Origin of the sequence: Halobellus ordinarius (genome assembly GCF_031823395.1) — an archaeon.
In the GTDB taxonomy this organism is placed as follows: domain Archaea; phylum Halobacteriota; class Halobacteria; order Halobacteriales; family Haloferacaceae; genus Haloquadratum; species Haloquadratum ordinarius.
The window spans coordinates 1-20,539 of record NZ_JAVQKJ010000018.1 but is presented as its reverse complement, the minus strand read 5'-3'; the positions used below and the strand labels follow the sequence as shown (position 1 = coordinate 20,539).

Below are 20,539 nucleotides of genomic sequence, written 5' to 3'. Positions count from 1 at the left end.
GCCCTGCCTGCTAATAGAACGGTAGATTCACAACGCTTCCAAGTGCCGCCTCAGATGTGAGATCACAGTACGTTGTAGTTGGCGTATTTGCCCTCATATTTGGAGTTATAATGCTAATCTGGCCTGAGAAGGTTGCACGCTGGAGAAATAGTGGAGCAGTAGATTCCGAGCCGACTCCCGAGCTGGTCAAATTAACTCAGTATTTTGGCGGCCCTGCACTCGTTATTCTCGGCTTCATCCTAGTAGAGTCAGCACTCTAGAACTCGTCTTGATCTGTCGGACGTTCAACTATACTCAGCGATTTCCCACTTTGATTTACGTCTGGTCACGACGAATCAGCCGTGAGATCTACCTGCGTATCGATCACGATTAGGTGTGAAATCTTTGATTGAACGACCGTCGAGTATCAATACACGTGGGCTACTCCGTAATATCTCTCGTTGTGTGCTCAGATTCCGCCAAGAGATAGCCACCAAAGGCGAGCAGCCAGAGAATGAGTGGGTAGACGACCCATCGCTCGATTCCGCCGCCCCCGAGGAATTCAAGCGGATGCGGACCACCGATGACCAATCCGAAGAAAAACACACTAACGAGAATCAGGAGTGAGAGGCCACCAAAGAGCCCACAAAGGAACGAAAACGGTCGGGAAACAACCCGTGCGGAGAGGAGGACTGTGATACCGCCCATAAAAAACGTGAGCAGGGCGAAAAGTCCATGCCACGGAGTCACGTTTCCCGGAAAGATCCCGACACCGAACGCGCCGAATCCAAAGACGGCCAATGCAATCGGGAACCCGCGACGATCCATAGCTTTGTAGAGAAGATATGCCGAGAGGATTACAATCACTCCAGTCAGGAGCATCGTGGAATTGAAGATCGTCGCCGAGGGTTCGTGTATCACTGGGTTGGGTGGCCGCGTCGATCCCAGGTCGCTGATATCCTGTCGGGTCGAATAGTTCGGATAGAGGACCTCCGCCGTCATAATCCCCATAAATCCGATGAAGCCCGATATACTGAGACCGAAACCCGCCATTGACCGATTCGAGAGGCCGAGTCGAGACTGGAGAGAGGGTGTTTGGCTCATCACCTGTAGATTCGTACGACAAAGACAAATAGTTATTCGCTTGATAGATGATGTCTCTGCTACGTATATCCTCTGTATCGCGTGAATAAGTGAGTGTATGACGGGTAACTGTACTGGAATGCGACCTCAATCACGTGTCGTCGTCGCGTGGCGGGCGGGATGACAGCCGATCGAACCGGTCTTGGGCTGCTTGGTTCCGGTCCTCGGTCCGGTCCGGCTCGTACTTCAGCCGAGTGATCTCGGTGTCCGTGATATCCACCGTAAGGATGGCGTCGGCGTGACGCGCCTCAACGGGCAGCGTGTCCGCATCGATAGTAGCGCTGCCGACCTCCTCGCCGTCCTGTTCGAAGAACACGGTGGCAAGGCCGTCGTCGATCGTATCGACAACCGCGGTGTACTCCCCGTCACGAAGCTCGTTGAGTCCGGTCATTCGTAGGTCTCCTCCACAACGACTGTGCCGTCGGGGGTGCGGACGATAACGGTGTCGCCGTCATTATTCCAGATCGGTGAGCCGGAGCCCCAGTACAGGTCGGTGTCGGTATCGGTGCCGCTGCCGGTGTGGAGTGTCACTGTCGCACCGGGGTCAAGCGTGGTACCGTCGGGGAAGGTGTAGGTCTGCCCGACCTCGTCTTCGACGGTCCACCCGGAGAGCTCAAGCGGGTCATCGCCGGTGTTCTCGAAAACGACGTACTCGTCGTTGAGGTTCTCCCGGTCGTCCCCGGCGGCATCAGCATTCACGTCGGCGACGGCTAATGCGGCGGGGTCAGCCGATGCAGTAGTCGTACCGCCGTCAGTCACAACTTGCTCGGTCTGGGTCGCCACGGAACCGCCGCCGAGGACGGTGCGTTCGGTCACGGCACCGCCGCTCCCGACTGTTGCAGGGTCGGCATCACGAAGTGCGAGCGGATCGGTCGGGGCGGCGTGTTGGGTGCGGATGGACACGGCGCTGCCGTCGCTGACGAGGACGATGTCGCCGTGCGTGCCAGTCCAGTACGCCGGGAGCGATCGGTCAGCGAGTCGCTGCAGTACCTCAGGAGTCGGGTGGTCGTACTGGTTGTCATACCCGCTGGAAATCACGACTGCGGCAGGCGCGACCGCATCCAAGAACCTGCCGCTGGAGGAACTTGAAGCTCCGTGATGCCCGGCTTTCAGGACTGTGGAGTCGAGTTGTGAGCCGTACTGCTCGACCAGGTACGCTTCTTGATCGTCTTCGGCATCTCCTGACAGGAGGAAACTTGTCTGCCCGTGGGTGAGTTTCAATACGATGCTGTTCTCGTTGCGGGCTTCGTTTTCAAGATACGGCTCCGGCGGCCCAAGCACCTGAACGTCCACGCCTTCGAAAGCGATCCGGTCGCCTTCCCGCGTCTCGTACAGTGTTACGTCGTGTGCTTCGACTGCGTCGAGATACGCGGCGTACGTTTGGGTACTGGCTGCGATCCCTGGGTCGTAGACGGCGCCGATCCCGTCCGCGGACGTTTCGTAATACTCGATGATCGCCGCGTTCCCACCGATGTGGTCCGCGTCGTTGTGCGAGACGACGAGGTGATCGATCCGGTCGATCCCGTGCGCCTGCAGGTACTGCAGTACGTACTCGCCGTCATCCCGGTAATGGCCCGTGTCGACGAGCATCGTCTCGCCGCTCGGACTCACGATCAGCGTACTCACCGACTGGCCAACGTTGATGAAGTGCAGCTCGACGGTCCCGTTCGTCGCCGGGGCTGGCGCCGTCGCCGTCGTCGTGGCGGGGGCTGTGCCACTCGCCTGCGGTGTCGTCGGTTCAGGCGTCGGTGTCCCGCCCGGGTCGGCACCGCTGCACCCGGCGAGGAGAAGCATCGTGACAGCAACCACGATGAGTAGTGATCGAGACCGCCGGGGCCGTGACATACGACAGTCGTAGCGCGCTGGGCGGTAAAAAGCTGCTTGGACGGGGGGTCCGCAATTCAGCGGCAGGATGTCTCTTCCCGTCAGAAGACGCCTTCGCAGTAGTCGCCGTAGCGATACCGGAAGATCGGGTAGACATCCACGGAGCGCGACTACGCGAGTGTCACGTCTGCTGTGGGACGACGAGAGTCTGGGTTCGTGTTCCCGCACTAGAATTTAAGACGTTACTCGAAGACCTCCGTACAGACTGCGATGAGCTTTCGTGTTGAGGAATCACGGGTCGTGTCCGACACGACTCCCGTGGAATACCGCGTGAGTGAGTCGTTTCACCGTGTCCTCAACACACTCCCTGACGATGCGGTTCCGAAAGGACTGGTGATGGTGGGCGTGTTGACGGAGCAACTCCACCCGATTGACGGAGAGGCAGCACAACACGTCGAACACGTCGAAGCCAGTGTGACGACAGCCTCAGCTGCGGTGGTCCCAGGACAAACAGTAGACGCGATTTTGTGGTTGCTACAGCAGGTGTCGAGCTCACTCAGCGAGGACCGGAAAGAACTCGTTGGGGACGTGATCGCCGCAACCGGGTTGAACGAACGAGGGGCGGGAGCACTCGACGAGGAGTCACGAACTGGGCGTACAGCTGAACAGGCGCACCCAACAGTAGCTGCGGTTGCGAATGAGAGTCACTTCGCGTGTGAGTTCTGTGCGCAGCCGTTCGAGTTCGAAGGGCAACTCACGTCACACTGGGCGCAGTGTGACGATCGTCCGAGCGGAGAGTACTTCGAGTGCCCGAACTGTCACAACAAGTTCATCGCCGAGTATGCACGAACGCAGCATCTGCAGTCGTGTAACGCGACGCCCCCGGACTCGACGAACACGTCCACCACGGACGAGACGGACTATACTTGCAGTTCCTGCGGCGAGGCATTCGATTCCCGGCGCAAACTTCAAGCCCACGAGTTCCACTGTGCAACACCGAACACGGAATCACAATCTGAATCCACGACTGAGTCAGACGTCCTTGTTCGTGACGCGATCGGGACTGTCACCCACTATTCAAGCGACGGGTACGGATTCATTTCCACGACCGCCCTCGCCGATGTCGACCATCCGGACGCAGATGTATCCGAAGATGTGTTCTTCCATATCAGCGAGTATCCCGGACACGACGCCACCGAAGGCGACCTGCTTACGTTCAACGTGATCGAGACTGAGGAAGGTTTCAACGCCACCGAGATCTCGAAACGACAGCCACAGCAACAAGAGAACCGGGATGACACATTTGCGAGTACCCGCCCGCAATGGTCGAAAGATACGTGACTCCGAGTTCAGACGAACTCTTCTCTGAACAATGTCCGGTCAGGTCATCACGCTGGGGCGAACTTCTATCGAAGGTGTTCGAGAATCTGTAGAATCCGAAAACCGAGTTCGCCGTAGTCTTTCTCGGTCTGCCCTGCTTTCTCGCGCAGTGCGGTTATGCGCTCGGTGTATTCCTCGTTAATCACTAGTTCGAGTTCCGCCCCGGTTTCTTCCTCAAACTGGTCGGCCATCTCGTATAGTCCGCCCAACAGATAGTTTTCATCTCGGTTCCCTCGGACCACTGGACTCCACAATTGGAACACGTAGGAATCAGCGGAATCGAACAGCTCCAGAACATAGTCTCTATCCGCGTTGAATTTCCGCCAAAGACGGTCAATTGTGTGCTGATAGCCGTCATTCCCGTATTCAGCCCATCGGTCAGTATCAGGTGTTCCGGGGTAGAGCAATCCGTCAATATGGGTCACGACCTCACAAGTGTACACTACTTGAGTACCTTCGTCCGTGTTGTCTACTCCGATGACGTCAATTTCGATTTGATTGCCTTCTTCGTTGGACCGCTGATTGTAGGTGACTAACTCGCATTCTTCTATCAGTCGAAGATACGACCCAACGAGAAGTTCGCCTGATTCGGGCTGTTCGGTCATACGCTCACGCCGTATGGCTTCGTGAAAAGCGTTCGGCGCAGAGGATTCTACTCGATTCTACTCGCCGGTCGTGTCGATACCGAGAGTTTCGTTCAGTCCACAGAAACAGGTCACGGCGTTGAACCCGAATCCCAGCGCACCACCGAGAGCCAGCAGGCCGGTCTTGCGCTTGCCATTTCGGAGCGTGCTGACAGCCACGACAGTCAGAAGAGCTGCGAGTAGTCCGCGGAGGAGTCGATCACGGCCACCGACGTTCTTTTCGGTCATATCAGGCTGGTAGGCCGCGTCGGACTTGGGTTTTTTCTCACCCCTATTTCGCAATAACCGATAGTCTTGTGCCTTCTCCTCCACCATTCAGGGAGAGTATGCCGTCAGAGGCTCTAATTTCGGTGATCGAACCCCCGCTCTTGCGGTACCGATGTGTGCCAGGCTTCTATCCGAGTTATTTCCTGTATTCGCCGCCGAGCGTTGCGAAGTGCTCGACGAGCGTGTCGACGGCGGCTTCGATATCAGCGCGTGAGCTGACGTGGTTGTAGAAGACCTTGTTCGAGTCGTACGGATTGTCGGAGGTCTTGACGGCCCAATCACCGGTACGAGTCTGTTCAACAACACGCGTATCCTTGTCAGCGGCAGCGTTCTTGATTTTGTAGCCGAATGCGCGTAACGCGCCATCGATGTCGGTCCGGTCGTATTCCGTCGGCGGCATCCAGTACAGGTGCACGTTCAATTTCTGATTCCCGCTCGGGGCAGCAGGTCCCTCCATTCGATGGTTAATGCGGTGGTTCGCTAATCCGCTGCCGGGGCTTTCACTTGTCTTCACGCTTGGGTTCAGTCCCGGTTCGAAAAGGTCGGGCTGGGCGTCCACCATTCGCTGGTCGAACTGTCGAAGGATCGCTGCGATCTCGGCTTGAAACTGGTCGGTCAGCCGGAGTGCTTTCAGGTAACGATCCTGCGTGAGGCCGTTGGTGAGGAAGTCGTCTGTCATCGATCGTGTTATTGTTGGAGGTACGTTAGTTGTCGATCGAGCGTGTCGGTGAGCTGGTGCGGGCGGAGTGCTTCGACGACGTTCGCTGGTGAGGCGTACCGTTTTACGTCGGGTTCGGACGCGAAGTTCAACAGCTGTTGTTCCGCTACTGCGCAGAACAGGTACGCATTCGCTGCCCAGTGGTCGTCTACGATCTCCCCGGCGCGCAGGAGCCGACGGAGTGTCGCTGTGACGTCTCGCCAGTAGCGGACGTCAACCGGTCCTGGATCGGTCCACGGAATCCGGTACTGACCCGCCGGTGTCTGTTCGACCCCGGGAGCGACAATCGTGTCGAGCCGGTCGCGTTTCTGTTCCGGGAGGAGCAACACGTGCGTCCACGCCCGGTCGGGGTAATGGTGTTCAACGAGTGCGGCTGTCTCGGCAGTTTTTCCGTAGTTCTCGTCGTCGAGTTTCACTTCGATCGAGATGCCGTAGTCGCCGTGGCGGATCAGCAGGTCCGCGCGGCGTGTCCCACCATCCGGGTTCGAGAGGCGAACTTCCCGATCCACCTCGTCCGGCGGACCCTCTACTGGGATGTCGAAGAGGGCAGCGATGAGTACACCGCTTGGCCGCAGGAGTTGGGCGAGCCATCGGGACCACGCGACCTCGTTGGAAGGGTGATACGGGCCGCGTTGAGCTGGACGATCGCTCACGTCGGTCGCAAGCGGATCCGTATCGAACGGGGCGTCAGAAGCGGCCCAGCGCGCGTTGGACTGCGCAAGCACCTCCCCGAGCTGAACTGCCGCATCAGTACCGGTTTCTGCGTACGACGCCCACCAGTCGTCGAGACCCGCCCATACGTCTGGCGGGTGTGTCTCGGGGAATACCTGCGACGAGGCAGCGTCGGCTGTTGGTCCGAAACGTCGAGCCGAGGTGTACCACCACGAATCTACGTCGGTCCACCAATCGTTGATCCGGTCGAGTTCCACGACTCTAGTACCGTCGGACTGCGAGAGGAGGTGGTGTGACTGCGTCGCCGTATCCCACCACGGATCAAGCTCCACCCAATCAGCAGGCTGTACATCTCGATTCACGACGGAGGGGTACGTGGCCAGCAACAAAGGTGCTGTGCGGCAAGTGCTGGTCAGAGATGAAGGCCGACCACAATAAGTGCGAACTATGGGGGCGGTATCCCGCTGACTTCGCTTTGCTCTTGACCTACGAGGAGGGTGTCACAGGATGATCCTCTTCATTCCAATCTTCACGGGCGGAATCGGTCAGTGTAGGCGATTGATCCAGGGGTTCACTCTCTGAACAATCGGAACGAACAATTATAGATATTCATTGAAACACTGGGGTATGAAGCGACGAGCGTTTCTCGCTTCGGGGGTTGCGGGAGTGGGACTGCTCGCTGGGTGTAGTGGAGAATCAGGCTCCGATCAACAAACAGCGTCCGACACGACGGTAGGGACGCGGACAGACAGTGCCACAGCAACTACATCACAGACCCCACGCGAAAGTCCAACCACGATTTTTGTCGCGCCAGATGGATCTGACAACGCTCCTGGGACGCGGGAAGAGCCACTCAAGACGATCCCGGGAGCGCTAATCAGAGCCCAACCAGGCGAAACAGTTCACGCTCTTCCAGGACGATACAAACGCCCAGTAGAGACAGTTCGTAGCGGGACTGCAGATGAACCGATAACCGTCACAGGACCACCGGACGCGATATTCAACGCCGATGGTCCGTTTGAGATCAATCACGACCACGTCCACATACAGGGATTAACCTTTGATGGCCTTCACACACCAACCGCCCCCGAGGACCCGGATTCATACGCGGAGTCGTTGTTGCAGGTCAACGAACGCTTCTACGAGACGATCAAAAACGGGGAGCGCGGGGACGACCCTGTCCCGGACGACAAGTACCTTACTGGCGTCAAGGTGAAACCACACGCAGTGGGCAACTGTCGCGCTGATTTCATCAAGGTCCACTGGTCGAAGAACATCGAGATTGGAGAGTTCCGGATCATCGGGCCTGCAGGCGTCAAGTTTCTCAAAGGCGATGCGACCGGACATAACAGCGAAATCATTTATCTCGGAAACGCGCCGAGCAAGGGGTATCCCCCGGATCAAACACGGAACATTCATATTCACCATATCGACAACAGCGAAGGATACGTCCACTCGGAGCTGGTTGATTGTAAGACCGGAACCTCAAACGTCACTATCGAGTACTGTACCGGTGCTGGCGGATCAGCCGAAGCGATAACCGACGAGGGGACCGAGAGTGCGCTCCACATCGGTGGGTCTGATATCACCGTCCGATGGAATATTCTGTCGGGGGGTGCAGAGGCTGGGATCGAGATCGACTCGGATATTGCAGCAACTGAGAATCCACCAGAGAGCTATGCAGCTGGTGGAACAAATAACGCGATTTACGGAAATCGTCTCCTCAATAACGATGGGTTGGCACTCCGATTCGCGTATCCTGACACCCAAGGACAGGACGCACAGCGGATTATCTGTGGGAACGAGTACAACGGACAGACGCACGGAGAGCCTGATCGGAGCTGCCCTAATGAGATACCGGCAGGCGATGGCGTGGGCCATACCGGCGGTGAGAGTCCGTGGACATAACCAGAACGGACTGATGCGAACTGGCCAACGTACGTGAAACGCGGCACATTTTTCACAAGTTCCGAAGATCCGGCGATGATCGGAAGATCCCTCGGTGGTCAATACGCACACGCGATTTGATCGCTAATTCAGTAGATCTCGGTTGACAATATCGAACGAGAACTGTTCAGTACGGTGTATTGACCTCACAAATCTTCAAGAACGCTGAATCCCTCGCGCACAATACTCCCTCGTGGGGGAAACGAGACCGATCGGTGAGGATAGTCCGATTGGTGATCCGATGTGAGGCTATACACCCTAAACGCGGAGCAGGCCGAGTGCCTCGGGGCTTGCCCCGAGGCGATTCATATTGAACGATTCCTGATTATTGCGCTCAGAAAACTTGGGTCACTGGTTTGTTGCAACCTGGAGGGAATACGCAATACACACTAACCCAACGAGCTGGGTCAGTCTGACAAGCAGACGGACAGCATTCTGGAGGGAGATGGGAATCACACGGAATGCAAGCAATCCCTGTCCGGTGACCGCAAGCAGGTACGTCAGCCCGAACAGCAGTATCATCCCGACTGAGAGCCAGCGCATTGACCGTTCGTCGTTGCGTCGAAGCCCACGGTACGCTTGATAGCCAATATAGAGTCCCACCACTGCCGAGGCAGTCGCCAAGACCCCAGCAAGTAGGCCGAGGGGGGACCCGAATCCAACAACTGACATCAGAATTTCCCCCACAGACGCGTCAGTTGATCGGCGACATCGTCGCTCCCGCGGTCAATATCCCACGTTAATTCGCCGTCGTGGACCATCAGCTCAAATCGGTCGAGTCGAGACACGTACACCGTCTCGTGGTGGCCGTCGGATCGTGGTCGCGTCCGTTCGCCAACAAGGTCGGCTGCGGTCAGCCGATCCAATCGCCGGTAGATTGAGGACGTAGAGATACCACAGTACTCGCTCAATTCATTGGCCGACAGCGGCGTTTCGCTGGTTGCAGTCAGAATCGACCGGACGTGTTCGTCGTCCAGCAGCGAGACGACTGTTTCGAGTTCCACGTCGGCCATCTCTTCCTTAGATGTCATCCGGGACGTACAAATATTCTCGATTTCATCTCCGATCACCTCTCGTGACAGCCACTGTCCGTTCCGAATAGTTGGCCAGTGAACAGCAACCTCAGTCATCGGCCCCTCCGTGTAGCTCTAACTCGAAAAGCACGTGAAAGTGGGTCCCACCGATCGAGTACACGAGACTGACGCTCGTCGCGTTCGGGTAGTCGCCAAGATCAATCGTGGCCTCCGTACCGGACGAAACTGTGTCCCGGTCCGACCAGAGAGGCTGTGTCTCGATTTCCCCGACGTCGTCGGGGCTGTCCACATCGTAGTAGAGCCTGGCTGCGGGGACCGACTCGCCAGCCTCGTGTCGGAACGTGACACTCGTATCCGCCTGGTCGTACTGTCCGCCCCACGTCACCTGCGGAAGGTCGTACTGCGGGGATATTTCGCGTTCTCCCGTGAATGGAACTCGTGTTTCAACCGTTGCAAGCTGATCAGCTAGTTGTACGTCGAACGTTTCGGCTTCTGACGTGTACCGGTAGTCATCTTTTTGTAGCGCTTTCTGCAGCGCCGATTTTGTCGGCACGCGGTCGTTCGCGTAGTGGTAGTAGACGACCTGATAGGCTGCATCGTCGTCGAATCTGAACGTGTCGGCGATCATCGCCGGTCGCCCCGTCGGATCACGGATGTCCGTGTTGACGAGGAGTTGTCCGTTTCCACCAGCTGCTGTTGTGAGTCGATCGAAGCGTGTGTTCTGTTCGTGATAGCGCGGGCGGTCGCCTGCACCCGCATCAACGAGCGCCTCCAGATGCGGTCGGTCGTGGATGTATGCATTCGTCCACGCGAGGATCCCCTCGCCGACAGCAACACGACGCGGCACGTCCGATCGAGCGTAGACGACGTACCCTCGGTAGTCACCAGCGCGTTCATACCCGCTGTTGGTAAGCGTCTGGACGACATCGGTGCGATCGAAGGTTGCCTTGATGACGGTGCCGACGGTCGAGTCAACGAACCACTCATAATTCTCGAAGCCGATCCCGAAGTAGTCGGTATCCGCCTTGCTGTGGGCTCGTCGCGCAATAAATACTTCAGGGGCGTCAGGGCGAGCGCCGGTCGGGCGCATCGCAGTGAATGCGTACTGCTCTACCGGTGGATCAATCGTCGTCGGTGCAGGGAGCCACTGTCGGTAACTGGGATCACCCCCACCTGGAGCGCTTAGACGACCATAGCGCTGATTACCGCCAAGCGGAGGGAGACTAGAGAGACACCCAGCAGTCAGTACTGATAGTGACGTTGCGAGTGTCGCACCACCCTTGGCGAGTGCCTGACGACGGGTATGCTCGTGGGAGGACCGATGTTGTCGGGGGGACATACAGCGGTCCAATTTCTGCGTGGGACTGGTGTATAATTGGAGTATCGCCCCCGAGCACGCGCAGGTCGGCGATGGATTTTTATATCCGATTTAGTTGATCTATCGATGTCGGGGTCGTACTTAGTGGCTCTTTGAGGAGCCGTGCTTCCACAGGTATTGAGGTGGGTACACAAATTCACTCAGAATCTGTCCCTGAGGTGTTGCAGACCCAGTCGAGCCACGAGATGTGCTGGTCCTCGTTTCGGGAGGTCACGAGCGGTGCGAAGATGGCTTGGTGGGTGACTCCCGCTGATATCTATCTCCCAACCAATTTCGTCACTAAACCGTTCGATAGCGGCGGTTGCGCGTTCACACACGGGATCAGGATTCATTGATCGGACCTCGTTGTCGTGCATCAATACCTCACCGTCAACGATCGTTGACGCAACGTCGTCAGCCGTCGCAGTGTTCGCAACGAGTGCTGGAATGTTCGTCTGCGGTGCGAATTTCGGATCTGACAAGTCCAATATGACAAGATCAGCACGTTTGCCGGGTTCGATACTACCGAGTTCATCGCCGACGCCAAGCGCTCTTGCACCCTCAATAGTGAGCATCCGGACCAGTTCCATCGAGTGAAACTGGTTCGTTCCAAACGAGAGGTTGGCTGCCAACCGTGCCTGTCGGGCCTCGCTCAACAGATCGCTGGAGTCGTGCCAGTAGTGATCGTCGAGACCGAGTCCGACCGTCGTCTCTGCCTCTCGTAACGCGGGAACTGGTGTCCACTCCGTCTCACCGTCTGGCTCCCAGTAACAGAAGACCGAGGGGCAGTGAGCGACGGACGCGCCGTGTGCCGCCATCCGTTCGATGTCCTCTTCGTCAGCAACGCGGAAATGTGCGGCGACGAGTCGTTCATCCAAGAGACCGACTTCGTCCAGCAGCGCAAGCGAATCATCGGCGTCGTTCGCCCGCGCCATCGTATTACTCGCGTCCAGTTCAAGCAGATGTGTGTGGACCGGCAGGTCGGGATACTCCGCCGCCAACTCTGCAGTCCGTTCCCAGACGTCCCGAGAACACGACCAGTCGTCGTGTGGACACACCGTAGCCTGTACTCGCCCATCGTAGCTGTCGTGATACTGCTCGATAAATGACCGAGCGCGCTCGAATTGCTCGTCTTCGGGGAGATCCCAGAACAAGTCACTGATCCACGGGCCGAAGAAGCCTCGGAGTCCAGCCTCACCGAAAGCTTCAGCCCCGTGACTCGGCAGGGCGTCCATCGCATTCGTTGTCGTGATCCCGCTCCGGATGAAATTCAACGCGGCGAGCTCGCAGCCTGCCTTGACGAGATACTCGTATTGGCCACGACCGAGCTGTTCACAGAGGGCAGTCATCTCGGTGACCAACTCACCGACACCCATCTCGCTGAACGCACCGATGAGCGCCGTGAGTTCCAGATGCGCGTGAGCGTTGATCAACCCGGGCATCACGAGGCTGTCGCTGCCATCGATGACGGTCTCGGCAGTTGCATCGGCATCGTCCGATTCGGACGGTCGTACGTCTCGAATCATCCCACTGTCGATGACGACCGTCCCGTTTCGATACAGTTGGTTGTGCTCGTTGACTGTCAGCACAGTCGCGTCGTGGATCAAGATATCCGGTGACATACCTAACCTACTCGTAGAGTTCGATCTCAATCGGGTCGCCGGGTTTGAGGTTCGTACTGGCAATCAAATCTGGGTTGGGATCGGACGCAAGCTCGAACGTGTATGGGTCGAGAATCGTGGCGAGGATCGTCTTCATTTCCATCCGTGCAAATCGCATCCCGATACAGTGCCGAGGACCGCCGCCGAACGGAAAATATGCATACTCCGGGCGGTCAGGATCGCCAGCGAACCGGTCTGGACGGAACACTTCCGGATCGTCCCACCACGCCGGATCACGGTGGACGGCCCACTGCGGTAAGACCAGTGTAGTCCCTTCCGGAATCGTATAGCCCTGTAACTGCACATCACGCGCTGCTTCCCGGAAGAACATATACACAGGTGGATACAGGCGTAATGCCTCGTCGATCGCGTGTTCCATCCGTTCGAGTTGCGGGAGATCGTCCGCAGTCACACTCCCATCACAGACGGCGTCAACTTCCGCCCGGAGCGCAGCCTGTTCGTCCGGGTGCTGTGCGAGACACAGGAGCGTGTAGGTCAGCCCCAGGGAAGTCGTCTCGTGGCCTGCGAAGAGGAACGTGACCATATTATCACGGAACTCCTCTTGGGAGAGGTCACTCGCTTCGACGAACCCCACGAGGATCGACAGCAGGTCGTCACCGCGGTTCTCGGGCTGCCGCTCTCGCCGTTGTTGAGCGAGTTCGTCGACGAACTGTTGGAGTTCACTGAGTTTCTGTCTGTACCGTCGATTCGTCGGCGTCGGGAGACGATCCGGGAGGAACGACCAGAATCGGCTCGTATCGAACCGAGCGAGCATCGCATTCGATGCCTCTGAAATGATCGGATGGTCCGTCACGTCTACGCCGAACAGCGTCCGTCCCAGCACGCCCATCGTTGTCGCCGTCATCACGTCGTTGACATCGACGACCATCCCATCGTGCCACTGTTCGACTGTCTCTTCTGCGGTGGCGCGCATCTCTGGGACGTACGTGGTCAACCGTTCCCGGTAGAACGCTGGCTGCACCTGCGACCGTTGGTTCCGCCACTGCTCGCCACCACTAACGAACAGTCCTTCGCCCATCGCATCGGCGAGATTCCGTGTCAACACCTCGCCTTTCTCGAACGCCTCGTGATTATCCAGGAGCACCTGCTGGATCGCATCCGGATGGGCGATCATACACGCGTCAGTGCCGAAGACATCATAGCTTGCGACGCGACCGTACTCGTCACGCAACTCCTCAAAAAACGCGAAAATGTCACGACTCAACGCGACCGTATTACCGATGACGGGGAGTCCGCGCGGGCCCGGAGGGTACTCTTCTGCTGTGCTCATACATACCCGTAAGCGACACGTGGTCTCCTGTGTTCTGTCGGACAGGTCCGCCCATTTTTACGTTCCTCGGCTTTTTGCTGTCGCTAATGCGATACCTGCAACTACAGATCCAGTTCCCATCGGAGGCGAGACATCCAATGCACCAGTTTCTCGTTGAACACGACTCGATTCGGCAAGCGTCCCTCCGGCACTGGAACTTCTCGAACCCTGAGTACGTCACGACCCTGTTCCATATCGTCGGACACACTACGGACGGACGCGACGAGTACCTCTCAGCGCTTGATAGTGTCGACACGATCTACGAGTACGACGTAACACCGATTCATAATCGTAGTTTCTACGTCTACATTCGAGAGGCAGCGCAGGGGTTCGCCAGTCGGCTCCGTGCTCTCCTCGCCGATACGGAACTCCTCGTTGTCCCACCGATTGAATACGGCAGCGACGGTGCGATGTGGTTTGAGATCGCTGGCGACCACGACGCCCTTCAGCGCCTGGTCGATGACCTTCCCGACCACCTCTCTGTGACAATCAACCGTCTCGGAGAATACGACGCCTACCGAGAACCGCAAGCCGCAGCGCTGACCGACCGCCAAAGAGAAGTGCTTGACGTTGCACGCGAACAGGGATATTACGAGGTCCCGCGGCAGACAAGCGTCCGAGAGATTGCCGATGAGATAGGGTGCTCAAAAAGCACCGTCGCAGACCACTTGCGGAAGGCAGAGGCGCGACTTGTATCACTCTATGGAGATTAGCTGATGGCGTTGTGACGCGGTCGACGAAACTTGTTCCCCCGAGTCAGTGGAATATCGTAGTACAGGCGTGGGAAACTCACAGTGTATATTCTCCTGTATCTCGCCCTTGGCGGTGGTGAATACTACGTTCGGACGAACGAAACGGTGGAGTTCGATCAGTAGCCAGACTCCGCTACTGACAGCTCTTCCTTGCCGATGAAATTGCGTACCTTTGCGATGACGCGATCAGGTGCTTCCGTCGGACCACCGTGACCGACGTCATCGAATTCGACGAACTGACTGTTCGAAAGGGCGGCATCCACTGCACGGATGCCGTCTCGTAGATGCGGCGGTCCCTCAGTCCCGGTCAGTAAGAGGACTGGCGCGTCGATCTCAAGTGCGTCCGGAAGCTGGTACTGCTCGATAGTGCGATTGATTCGCGCGATGTTTTCGGTCAGGGCAACGATATCGGGCCACGGCGGCCACTCAGCGAGCCAGCCGTCGAGATCATCGATCTCACCACCGTGCATCACCTCTCGGATGTAGAACTTCATCGCCTCGCGTCGATCGCCGTCGTCGATTCGTTTCTGCATCTGTGCTGCGAGAGCCGCCTGCTCTCGATAGTCGTCGACGAGAACTGCTGGCTCATACGCGATAAGCTTCTTTACCGAAGCATGTCGAGCGGCTTCCAAAGCTAACAGACCGCCGAACGAGTGCCCGAATACGACTGGCGCTCCATTAACTGCATCGATGACTGCTCGAACGTCCTCAACACCACGTTCGAGACGATACTCGTCAGAGTCACCGCTTTCCCCAACGCCGCGTCGATGGGGAACAACGACGGTGTAGTCCTCAACGAAGTGAGGAACGATCGGCTTCCAGTACTCGGGAGACGACCCGCCGTGAAGGAGAACGAGCGGGGGGCCTTCGCCGTGCTGTTCATATGCGATACTGGTCCCATCCGCTGAAATCACAGTCTGCATTGATGCCTTGTATCGTTGGAGTGAAACCGAAGAATGAGTGACTCCCAGTTGTCCGGCCCTTTAAAAGGATATAGTAGGTTGGCGGTGAGTCAGATCGTGCTTTCCCGACGAACATCGCAACTCGATTCATCGGGAAATCAGCGTCTTGTCGAACGTTCCCGTCTCCATACTGTTAACTAGCGTGATACCGGAGACAGCAGCCGCAGCCAGCACTGACTGGCAATACACCCATCCACGAAAGTCGTGTCAATTACTATCACTCGGGGAGTGGCGGCCACGTCGTCGCCACAGTCTCCTCAATGAGTTGGGTTTGCGCCCGGCGCAATCGTTCAGAGACTGATGACGGAGTAATATCAAGTTCTGTGGCGACTTCTTCCAAGGATGCCTGTCGTGGAATGTCGAAATAGCCCAGTTCGTAGGCGATTCGGAGTGCCTCGCGTTGACGATCGGTTAGCCCATCGCCCGGTGGTTCGGTCTCCCCGTCCTGGGTGAGACGGTGCAACCGGAACTCAGCATTCCGTTGCCAGAACGAGGAAAACTTACTGAACGCGTCCCGGTCAGCGAACCACCCGGTCTGTCGCCATCCGTCCGGTATTACATCAATCCGTTCGATGATAGCATCAGCCGTCGCAAGCGCTTCAAGGCCTGCAAGGTCGTCAAGATGTTCACCGAGTTGCTCCTCCAAACTGAGGGCTGGGAGCACCTGGTATCGACGGGTCTCGTCAGCTTGCCCCACAAGCGTCCATTCTCCAACGTCGTATGCTTCCGTGAAGGCGTTCTCAATTCTCGATGAAGAACCGCCCCGTACAGTGACGAGAAACAAAGGTCGATTCCCGTGATTGAACTGCATACTCAGTATTATTGTTGCGTCGGGAGCAGCAACCGCAACTCCAGTGAGCGGTAACGCCTCGCAATCAATATCGAACTCTGCAACCAGTCCCATATTTGATTGTGTCTCCTAGTTTTGGGTTCCCTCCCCCACGACTGAAGTCGTTAAGGTTCACAGGATCACGGACCGTAATTCGCTACGACCCACGTTTTCCGATCTCGTCGTGGTTCGGTATTGAGCCATTCAGTACGACTCCCGACGAAGACAACGGGTTTGGGTGCCTTGTCCTTGTCTCGATACTCACCTTGAGAACTACCAGTATTTTGAATTTTGCGCTGGCTTTCAACTACATCCCACCTAAGACCGGTGGGCTTTCACTCCGCTTCCGCTGAGATTCTCCGAGAACATTATCACATTTTGAGCACAGTCTATATGGGTAGGAACCCGAGGGTAACAAGTTGCCAACTGAATCCGAGTCCAAGAAGCACCAGTAGTGTGTGATGAATTCGAGCAGGCAGTGACCAGTAGCGGTACCGCCACGCCAGTACTGCGCCAGCAGTGGCCCCGAGTGTGAAGACCTCGATAAGATACGGGAGTGCGAGCGCGAGTTGCATCGGGAGCGGTCGTGTGAGCAGTGTGAGTTCGCCACCTCGCTCAATAATGAATCCCACAAGCAGGACGAATCCGAGAGAGGCACTACTCAATCCGATACCTGTCGCACGAACCAGCCACGCAAGGCTAAGTCTCCGATGGATGAAGTCACGTGTGAACCCGTTACTGTCGTTGTGTGCAGTGGAGTCCCCCGACTGTTGGTGGGAGATATGTCGAGATCGGTCTGTCATTCTGTGCTCCCCATTTCTGTATCCGAATCTTCGTCCGTTCGATACTGAGTCCACTGTCGCCAAGCAGCCTGGCCACCCCATCCGGCAAGGGAAAGACCGAATCCGGTTAGCGTCCCACCCAAGACACTCCCGGTGACGAGTTGACGTTCGTGAGACGGGACCGGCTGGTAGACGCCTGTCGGCTCGCTTGCCAGATACATTCCTTCAATAGCACCGTCAGTAACCTCAAATGCAAGAACATCGTGCCCATTCACTGCTTGATAGACGTACGGCTCAGTCTCAACCCAATATCGCGTATGACCGTCAAGTGTCGTCGTTCGGAGCCGACTGTCGGCTGCAGGTTCGACGGAGACGTGTTCCAACAGGTCTACCACTTGCAGCGGGCCACTCCGTGGCAGGCTGGTAAGGCTATACTCACCAGCAACTTCCGTAGCGCGTTCGTGACTCTCTGGTTCAGTTATTGGTGTTGGTTCAGTCGGCGGTGATTGAAGTCCATATTCTGTGAGGATGTCGTCAATTACGGTTGCTGGCGGCGGGTAGTCGTTGTTATTGCTGTTGTAGTTCACGAAGATCCCAACATCGGACGCAGGGAGAAGAACGAGATGACTCGAAAAGTGGACCGTCGCTCCTGAATGACCGATTACACCACTCCCCGGATTCCCGTACTCGTGGAACCCATACCGCCAATTGGTGACAGCTGGATGTCGCACGTGATGTCGCTCACGCATCCGTCGTGCTGTGCCTGCCTGCAAGATCTGCGTATTGCCGACCGCCCCATTCCTGAGATGTGCGCGCATAAACCACGCTATATCCCGCGCCGTCGCTGTCATTGATCCTGCCGGACGCATATTGATGTACACTTCATCAGCAGTCCTGAACTCCTCCCCATCCTGTGAGTGCCCCGCGGCGAGACTCCCGGGATAGTCGTCCGAAACCGGCTGAGTGAACGTGGCGTGGGTCATACCGAGCGGTTCGAAAATCTCAGTCTGTACGTACTTCTCGAACGTGGTGTCGTGGACTTCTGCGACGATGTGCCCGGCGAGTGCCGCTCCGTAGTTTGAGTACCCGACCACTTCACCCGGTGGGCGGACGCGAGGCGGCATCTGCTCGACGAGCACTGTTTCCAGCGGCGTAATAGCGTCCGGGTCAGTGACCACCTCAGGATCAATAGCCGACTCGAACCCTGCCGTGTGTGTTCCGAGTTGCCGTAATGTAACCGGATCCTCGTAGGTCTCCGGAACAGAGACAGCAGAACCGTCGAGATAGTGATTAACATCCTCGTCAAGATTGAGGACACCTTGTTCGACACTCTGCATAACAGCCGTCCACGTTACCAGCTTGCCAACAGAACCGACACGAAACGCGGTCTCAAGGGCCTGAACCGGCGTTCCGGAGTCCACGTTAGCGTCGCCGTATCCTTTGATGAGGACAGGTCCGTCACTTCGAACAATTGCAACGGTCGCTCCGGGTGTTGCATCGCCGATTCGTCGTGCCAGTACCTTATCGACGAATGCTTCGAGATGACTGGCGGCAGGAAACTGGTGTTCTTGGTTTGAAGCCGTGTCATCCTTGGATGCAGTACTGGTTGCTGCGCTGCTGGCTGTCGTTCCGAGCCCAGAGATGGTTAGTGCGCCGAGTCCAGCGAGGACCCCGCGTCTGGTTGCACGCTTGCTACCGCTGTTTCGTGACGCTGGATTCTGCCCGGTCATTACGCTGTGGTGAGATGACTGGGGTCGGGGCGCTCACACACGATCCAGGTGATCCGACCGAGCTGTGCAGATTCTGCTTCATCGACGGATAATCCAGCTTGACGGACAACGGCGAGCGGGTTTTGCGTCAGCCGACAGCCGGACCGCTCGTAGTGGGCCTCGGCGCGCCACTCCTGGTACCGTGCGAGGAAGCTATTGTCGCTCCGACCGTGTTCGAGCAACAGGATCCGTCCGTTGGGGCGGCAGACGCGCGCCATTTCTTCCAGTGCGGCTACAGGATCAGGGAACGTACAGGTCGAGAACGACGAGATAACAGTGTCGAAACTATTGTCTGCGAAATTGAGATCTTGTGCGTCCATCCGTTCGACGGTCCCGTCCCGGTTGAGACGATCAAGTTCCGACTGGGCCCGTTCCACTAACGGATCACTGATGTCGATGCCCACGATTTCGGTCCGTTCTGGTAGATACTGGAAGTTTGTCCCCGCTCCGCACGCCACGTCAAGCACTCGCCCCTCGGCGTGAGAGAACTGACGGTGACGATAGCGTCCAGTGAGCAGGCGATTCAGCCATCCCAAGCGGTCGAACCATTTCGCATAGTCTGCGTAGGCATCTTGGATGTCTTGGACGGTTATCTGACTCGCATCCGAGGACTGTGTTCTGTGTTCTCCTGTGTTAGGGGGAGTCTCCGATACATCGATTGGGTCGTGTGTCTCGTTTTTGCGCATTAGTTGACCACCGTGTTCCGTGTGTGATAGAGGGAAGACTACCACATAAGAATTATCGAATAATTGATATATTACCAGGCTTGTTTCAAAATCACAATTAAGTGGCTACGCGTGCTCAAGAGGAAAAATCCGCCTTTAGTGAACTACTTCAGGAGACACAGCCCTGAACGGGTTAACAGCCGTTTTGAAAGATATATTATATGAACGCGTCAAGTGACGTTCCGACCGCGCACGCGCTCGGTCCGAATCGTCCGAGCAGCATCATCAAGGAACATTCGAAGCACCGCATCCTCGTGCTGCAACTCAACTCGATACTCGGCTGGATCAGTAGCGATCTGTTCAGCACTCCAGCGCTCGTCCCTGAGGTAGCGATGAAGCTCCCACCACCCAGTCTTCATAATATCGACACCGTGATCCCAATAAAACGCGATCGACGGGGTGCGAAACGCCGCGCTGAACGGTAGTGGTCCGCTATACCGTCGCAGACACGCCTGACACTCATCGATAGTAAAATACGAGACAGGCACCTCAGCAGGAACCGACTGTTCACTCGCATCGAGAACCATCGTCTGAATCTCTCCGCTACACTCGGGACAGATCCCTTCCTGTACGAGACCAAACTCGGTCGCTTGCTTGCGCTTGAGCGACTCCAGCAACGCCGATCCCGAATTCGCACGCGCCTGAGCTGGCGTCACGATATACCCCGTCACCGGCTGGTCACAGGACAGACACTGTACCATAAAGTACTGGTCATCTAACCCCGCCTCAAGCTGCGTTCCACCACAGAACAGGCACATCCCTTC

General features: G+C 57.0%; 21 protein-coding genes. 4 read left to right on the top strand and 17 right to left on the bottom strand.

Going from position 1 to position 20,539, the window contains the following annotated elements:
* Positions 1–56: 56 nt before the first annotated feature.
* Entirely contained in the window at positions 57–260 is a 204-nt protein-coding gene (locus tag RJT48_RS20015) for a DUF6199 family natural product biosynthesis protein (RefSeq protein ID WP_311174131.1), read from the top strand.
* A gap of 160 nt (positions 261–420) precedes the next feature.
* On the opposite strand, the gene RJT48_RS20010 is transcribed toward RJT48_RS20015, so the two are convergent.
* The 3 genes from RJT48_RS20010 to RJT48_RS20000 form a co-directional block, all read right to left on the bottom strand.
* Complete coding sequence (locus RJT48_RS20010; protein WP_311174130.1) at positions 421–1,083, bottom strand: DUF998 domain-containing protein; 663 nt, start codon at positions 1,081–1,083, stop codon at positions 421–423.
* Between the two features lie 130 nt (positions 1,084–1,213).
* Positions 1,214–1,513 carry a DUF3006 family protein gene (locus RJT48_RS20005; RefSeq protein WP_311174129.1) on the bottom strand — a complete coding sequence of 100 codons (300 nt, stop codon included), beginning with the start codon at positions 1,511–1,513 and terminating at the stop codon, positions 1,214–1,216.
* Positions 1,510–2,967 (bottom strand): lamin tail domain-containing protein, encoded by a 1,458-nt coding sequence (locus RJT48_RS20000; RefSeq protein WP_311174128.1) that lies wholly within the window; start codon positions 2,965–2,967, stop codon positions 1,510–1,512. Before RJT48_RS20000 ends, RJT48_RS20005 begins: the two co-directional genes overlap by 4 nt.
* Positions 2,968–3,216: 249 nt before the next feature.
* Between RJT48_RS20000 and RJT48_RS19995 the strand changes: the two genes are divergently transcribed.
* Positions 3,217–4,287, top strand: coding sequence for a cold shock domain-containing protein (locus RJT48_RS19995; RefSeq protein ID WP_311174127.1), 1,071 nt, complete (start codon positions 3,217–3,219; stop codon positions 4,285–4,287).
* 65 nt (positions 4,288–4,352) lie between these two features.
* On the opposite strand, the gene RJT48_RS19990 is transcribed toward RJT48_RS19995, so the two are convergent.
* The 4 genes from RJT48_RS19990 to RJT48_RS19975 all read right to left on the bottom strand — a co-directional run bounded on the left by RJT48_RS19990 (position 4,353) and on the right by RJT48_RS19975 (position 6,989).
* A complete protein-coding gene (locus RJT48_RS19990) occupies positions 4,353–4,931 on the bottom strand; it encodes a hypothetical protein (protein ID WP_311174126.1) in 579 nt (192 codons plus the stop codon).
* Positions 4,932–4,988: 57 nt separating this feature from the next.
* The gene (locus tag RJT48_RS19985; RefSeq protein WP_311174125.1) at positions 4,989–5,198 is read right to left on the bottom strand and encodes a YgaP-like transmembrane domain; all 210 of its coding nucleotides are present in this window, start codon (positions 5,196–5,198) and stop codon (positions 4,989–4,991) included.
* Between the two features lie 175 nt (positions 5,199–5,373).
* Positions 5,374–5,916, bottom strand: coding sequence for a hypothetical protein (locus tag RJT48_RS19980; protein WP_311174124.1), 543 nt, complete (start codon positions 5,914–5,916; stop codon positions 5,374–5,376).
* A gap of 8 nt (positions 5,917–5,924) precedes the next feature.
* Entirely contained in the window at positions 5,925–6,989 is a 1,065-nt protein-coding gene (locus tag RJT48_RS19975) for a hypothetical protein (protein WP_311174123.1), read from the bottom strand.
* Positions 6,990–7,254: 265 nt separating this feature from the next.
* Here RJT48_RS19975 and RJT48_RS19970 point away from each other — a divergent pair, with 265 nt between their 5' ends.
* Positions 7,255–8,535, top strand: coding sequence for a DUF1565 domain-containing protein (locus tag RJT48_RS19970; RefSeq protein ID WP_311174122.1), 1,281 nt, complete (start codon positions 7,255–7,257; stop codon positions 8,533–8,535).
* A 387-nt stretch (positions 8,536–8,922) separates the two neighbouring features.
* On the opposite strand, the gene RJT48_RS19965 is transcribed toward RJT48_RS19970, so the two are convergent.
* The 5 genes from RJT48_RS19965 to RJT48_RS19945 form a co-directional block, all read right to left on the bottom strand.
* Complete coding sequence (locus tag RJT48_RS19965; RefSeq protein WP_311174121.1) at positions 8,923–9,246, bottom strand: DUF7521 family protein; 324 nt, start codon at positions 9,244–9,246, stop codon at positions 8,923–8,925.
* Positions 9,246–9,587 carry a helix-turn-helix domain-containing protein gene (locus RJT48_RS19960; protein ID WP_311174120.1) on the bottom strand — a complete coding sequence of 114 codons (342 nt, stop codon included), beginning with the start codon at positions 9,585–9,587 and terminating at the stop codon, positions 9,246–9,248. Before RJT48_RS19960 ends, RJT48_RS19965 begins: the two co-directional genes overlap by 1 nt.
* Before the next feature lie 109 nt (positions 9,588–9,696).
* Entirely contained in the window at positions 9,697–10,698 is a 1,002-nt protein-coding gene (locus tag RJT48_RS19955) for a hypothetical protein (protein WP_311174119.1), read from the bottom strand.
* A 428-nt stretch (positions 10,699–11,126) separates the two neighbouring features.
* Positions 11,127–12,587: an amidohydrolase family protein gene (locus RJT48_RS19950; RefSeq protein WP_311174118.1), complete on the bottom strand. Its 1,461-nt coding sequence runs from the start codon at positions 12,585–12,587 to the stop codon at positions 11,127–11,129.
* Positions 12,588–12,594: 7 nt separating this feature from the next.
* Positions 12,595–13,917 carry a cytochrome P450 gene (locus tag RJT48_RS19945; RefSeq protein ID WP_311174117.1) on the bottom strand — a complete coding sequence of 441 codons (1,323 nt, stop codon included), beginning with the start codon at positions 13,915–13,917 and terminating at the stop codon, positions 12,595–12,597.
* An 86-nt stretch (positions 13,918–14,003) separates the two neighbouring features.
* Between RJT48_RS19945 and RJT48_RS19940 the strand changes: the two genes are divergently transcribed.
* Complete coding sequence (locus RJT48_RS19940) at positions 14,004–14,669, top strand: helix-turn-helix domain-containing protein (RefSeq protein ID WP_311174116.1); 666 nt, start codon at positions 14,004–14,006, stop codon at positions 14,667–14,669.
* 155 nt (positions 14,670–14,824) lie between these two features.
* Here the strand turns inward: RJT48_RS19940 and RJT48_RS19935 are convergent, their stop codons facing one another.
* From RJT48_RS19935 to RJT48_RS19915, 5 genes are all read right to left on the bottom strand, one after another.
* Positions 14,825–15,631 (bottom strand): alpha/beta fold hydrolase, encoded by an 807-nt coding sequence (locus tag RJT48_RS19935; protein ID WP_311174115.1) that lies wholly within the window; start codon positions 15,629–15,631, stop codon positions 14,825–14,827.
* A 256-nt stretch (positions 15,632–15,887) separates the two neighbouring features.
* A complete protein-coding gene (locus RJT48_RS19930) occupies positions 15,888–16,574 on the bottom strand; it encodes a helix-turn-helix domain-containing protein (protein ID WP_311174114.1) in 687 nt (228 codons plus the stop codon).
* Positions 16,575–17,298: 724 nt separating this feature from the next.
* Positions 17,299–19,011 (bottom strand): serine hydrolase domain-containing protein, encoded by a 1,713-nt coding sequence (locus RJT48_RS19925; protein ID WP_311174113.1) that lies wholly within the window; start codon positions 19,009–19,011, stop codon positions 17,299–17,301.
* Positions 19,011–19,586 (bottom strand): class I SAM-dependent methyltransferase, encoded by a 576-nt coding sequence (locus RJT48_RS19920; RefSeq protein ID WP_425604748.1) that lies wholly within the window; start codon positions 19,584–19,586, stop codon positions 19,011–19,013. The genes RJT48_RS19925 and RJT48_RS19920 overlap by 1 nt, the downstream gene beginning before the upstream one ends.
* Positions 19,587–19,945: 359 nt before the next feature.
* Positions 19,946–20,539, bottom strand: a 594-nt coding sequence (locus RJT48_RS19915) for a DUF7351 domain-containing protein (RefSeq protein WP_311174111.1), incomplete at its 5' end; no start/stop codon positions are given.

Excerpts from the sequence above, each read along its gene's own strand:
- RJT48_RS19985 (WP_311174125.1), bottom strand. The coding sequence starts at position 5,198 with ATGACCGAAAAGAACGTCGGTGGCCGTGATCGACTCCTCCGCGGACTA.
- RJT48_RS20005 (WP_311174129.1), bottom strand. The coding sequence starts at position 1,513 with ATGACCGGACTCAACGAGCTTCGTGACGGGGAGTACACCGCGGTTGTC.
- RJT48_RS20010 (WP_311174130.1), bottom strand. The coding sequence starts at position 1,083 with ATGAGCCAAACACCCTCTCTCCAGTCTCGACTCGGCCTCTCGAATCGG.
- RJT48_RS19995 (WP_311174127.1), top strand. The coding sequence starts at position 3,217 with ATGAGCTTTCGTGTTGAGGAATCACGGGTCGTGTCCGACACGACTCCC.
- RJT48_RS19960 (WP_311174120.1), bottom strand. The coding sequence starts at position 9,587 with ATGGCCGACGTGGAACTCGAAACAGTCGTCTCGCTGCTGGACGACGAA.
- RJT48_RS19990 (WP_311174126.1), bottom strand. The coding sequence starts at position 4,931 with ATGACCGAACAGCCCGAATCAGGCGAACTTCTCGTTGGGTCGTATCTT.
- RJT48_RS19955 (WP_311174119.1), bottom strand. The coding sequence starts at position 10,698 with ATGCGCCCGACCGGCGCTCGCCCTGACGCCCCTGAAGTATTTATTGCG.
- RJT48_RS20000 (WP_311174128.1), bottom strand. The coding sequence starts at position 2,967 with ATGTCACGGCCCCGGCGGTCTCGATCACTACTCATCGTGGTTGCTGTC.
- RJT48_RS19930 (WP_311174114.1), bottom strand. The coding sequence starts at position 16,574 with ATGGGACTGGTTGCAGAGTTCGATATTGATTGCGAGGCGTTACCGCTC.
- RJT48_RS19950 (WP_311174118.1), bottom strand. The coding sequence starts at position 12,587 with ATGTCACCGGATATCTTGATCCACGACGCGACTGTGCTGACAGTCAAC.
- RJT48_RS19980 (WP_311174124.1), bottom strand. The coding sequence starts at position 5,916 with ATGACAGACGACTTCCTCACCAACGGCCTCACGCAGGATCGTTACCTG.
- RJT48_RS19935 (WP_311174115.1), bottom strand. The coding sequence starts at position 15,631 with ATGCAGACTGTGATTTCAGCGGATGGGACCAGTATCGCATATGAACAG.
- RJT48_RS19940 (WP_311174116.1), top strand. The coding sequence starts at position 14,004 with ATGCGATACCTGCAACTACAGATCCAGTTCCCATCGGAGGCGAGACAT.
- RJT48_RS19925 (WP_311174113.1), bottom strand. The coding sequence starts at position 19,011 with ATGACCGGGCAGAATCCAGCGTCACGAAACAGCGGTAGCAAGCGTGCA.
- RJT48_RS19970 (WP_311174122.1), top strand. The coding sequence starts at position 7,255 with ATGAAGCGACGAGCGTTTCTCGCTTCGGGGGTTGCGGGAGTGGGACTG.
- RJT48_RS19945 (WP_311174117.1), bottom strand. The coding sequence starts at position 13,917 with ATGAGCACAGCAGAAGAGTACCCTCCGGGCCCGCGCGGACTCCCCGTC.
- RJT48_RS19965 (WP_311174121.1), bottom strand. The coding sequence starts at position 9,246 with ATGTCAGTTGTTGGATTCGGGTCCCCCCTCGGCCTACTTGCTGGGGTC.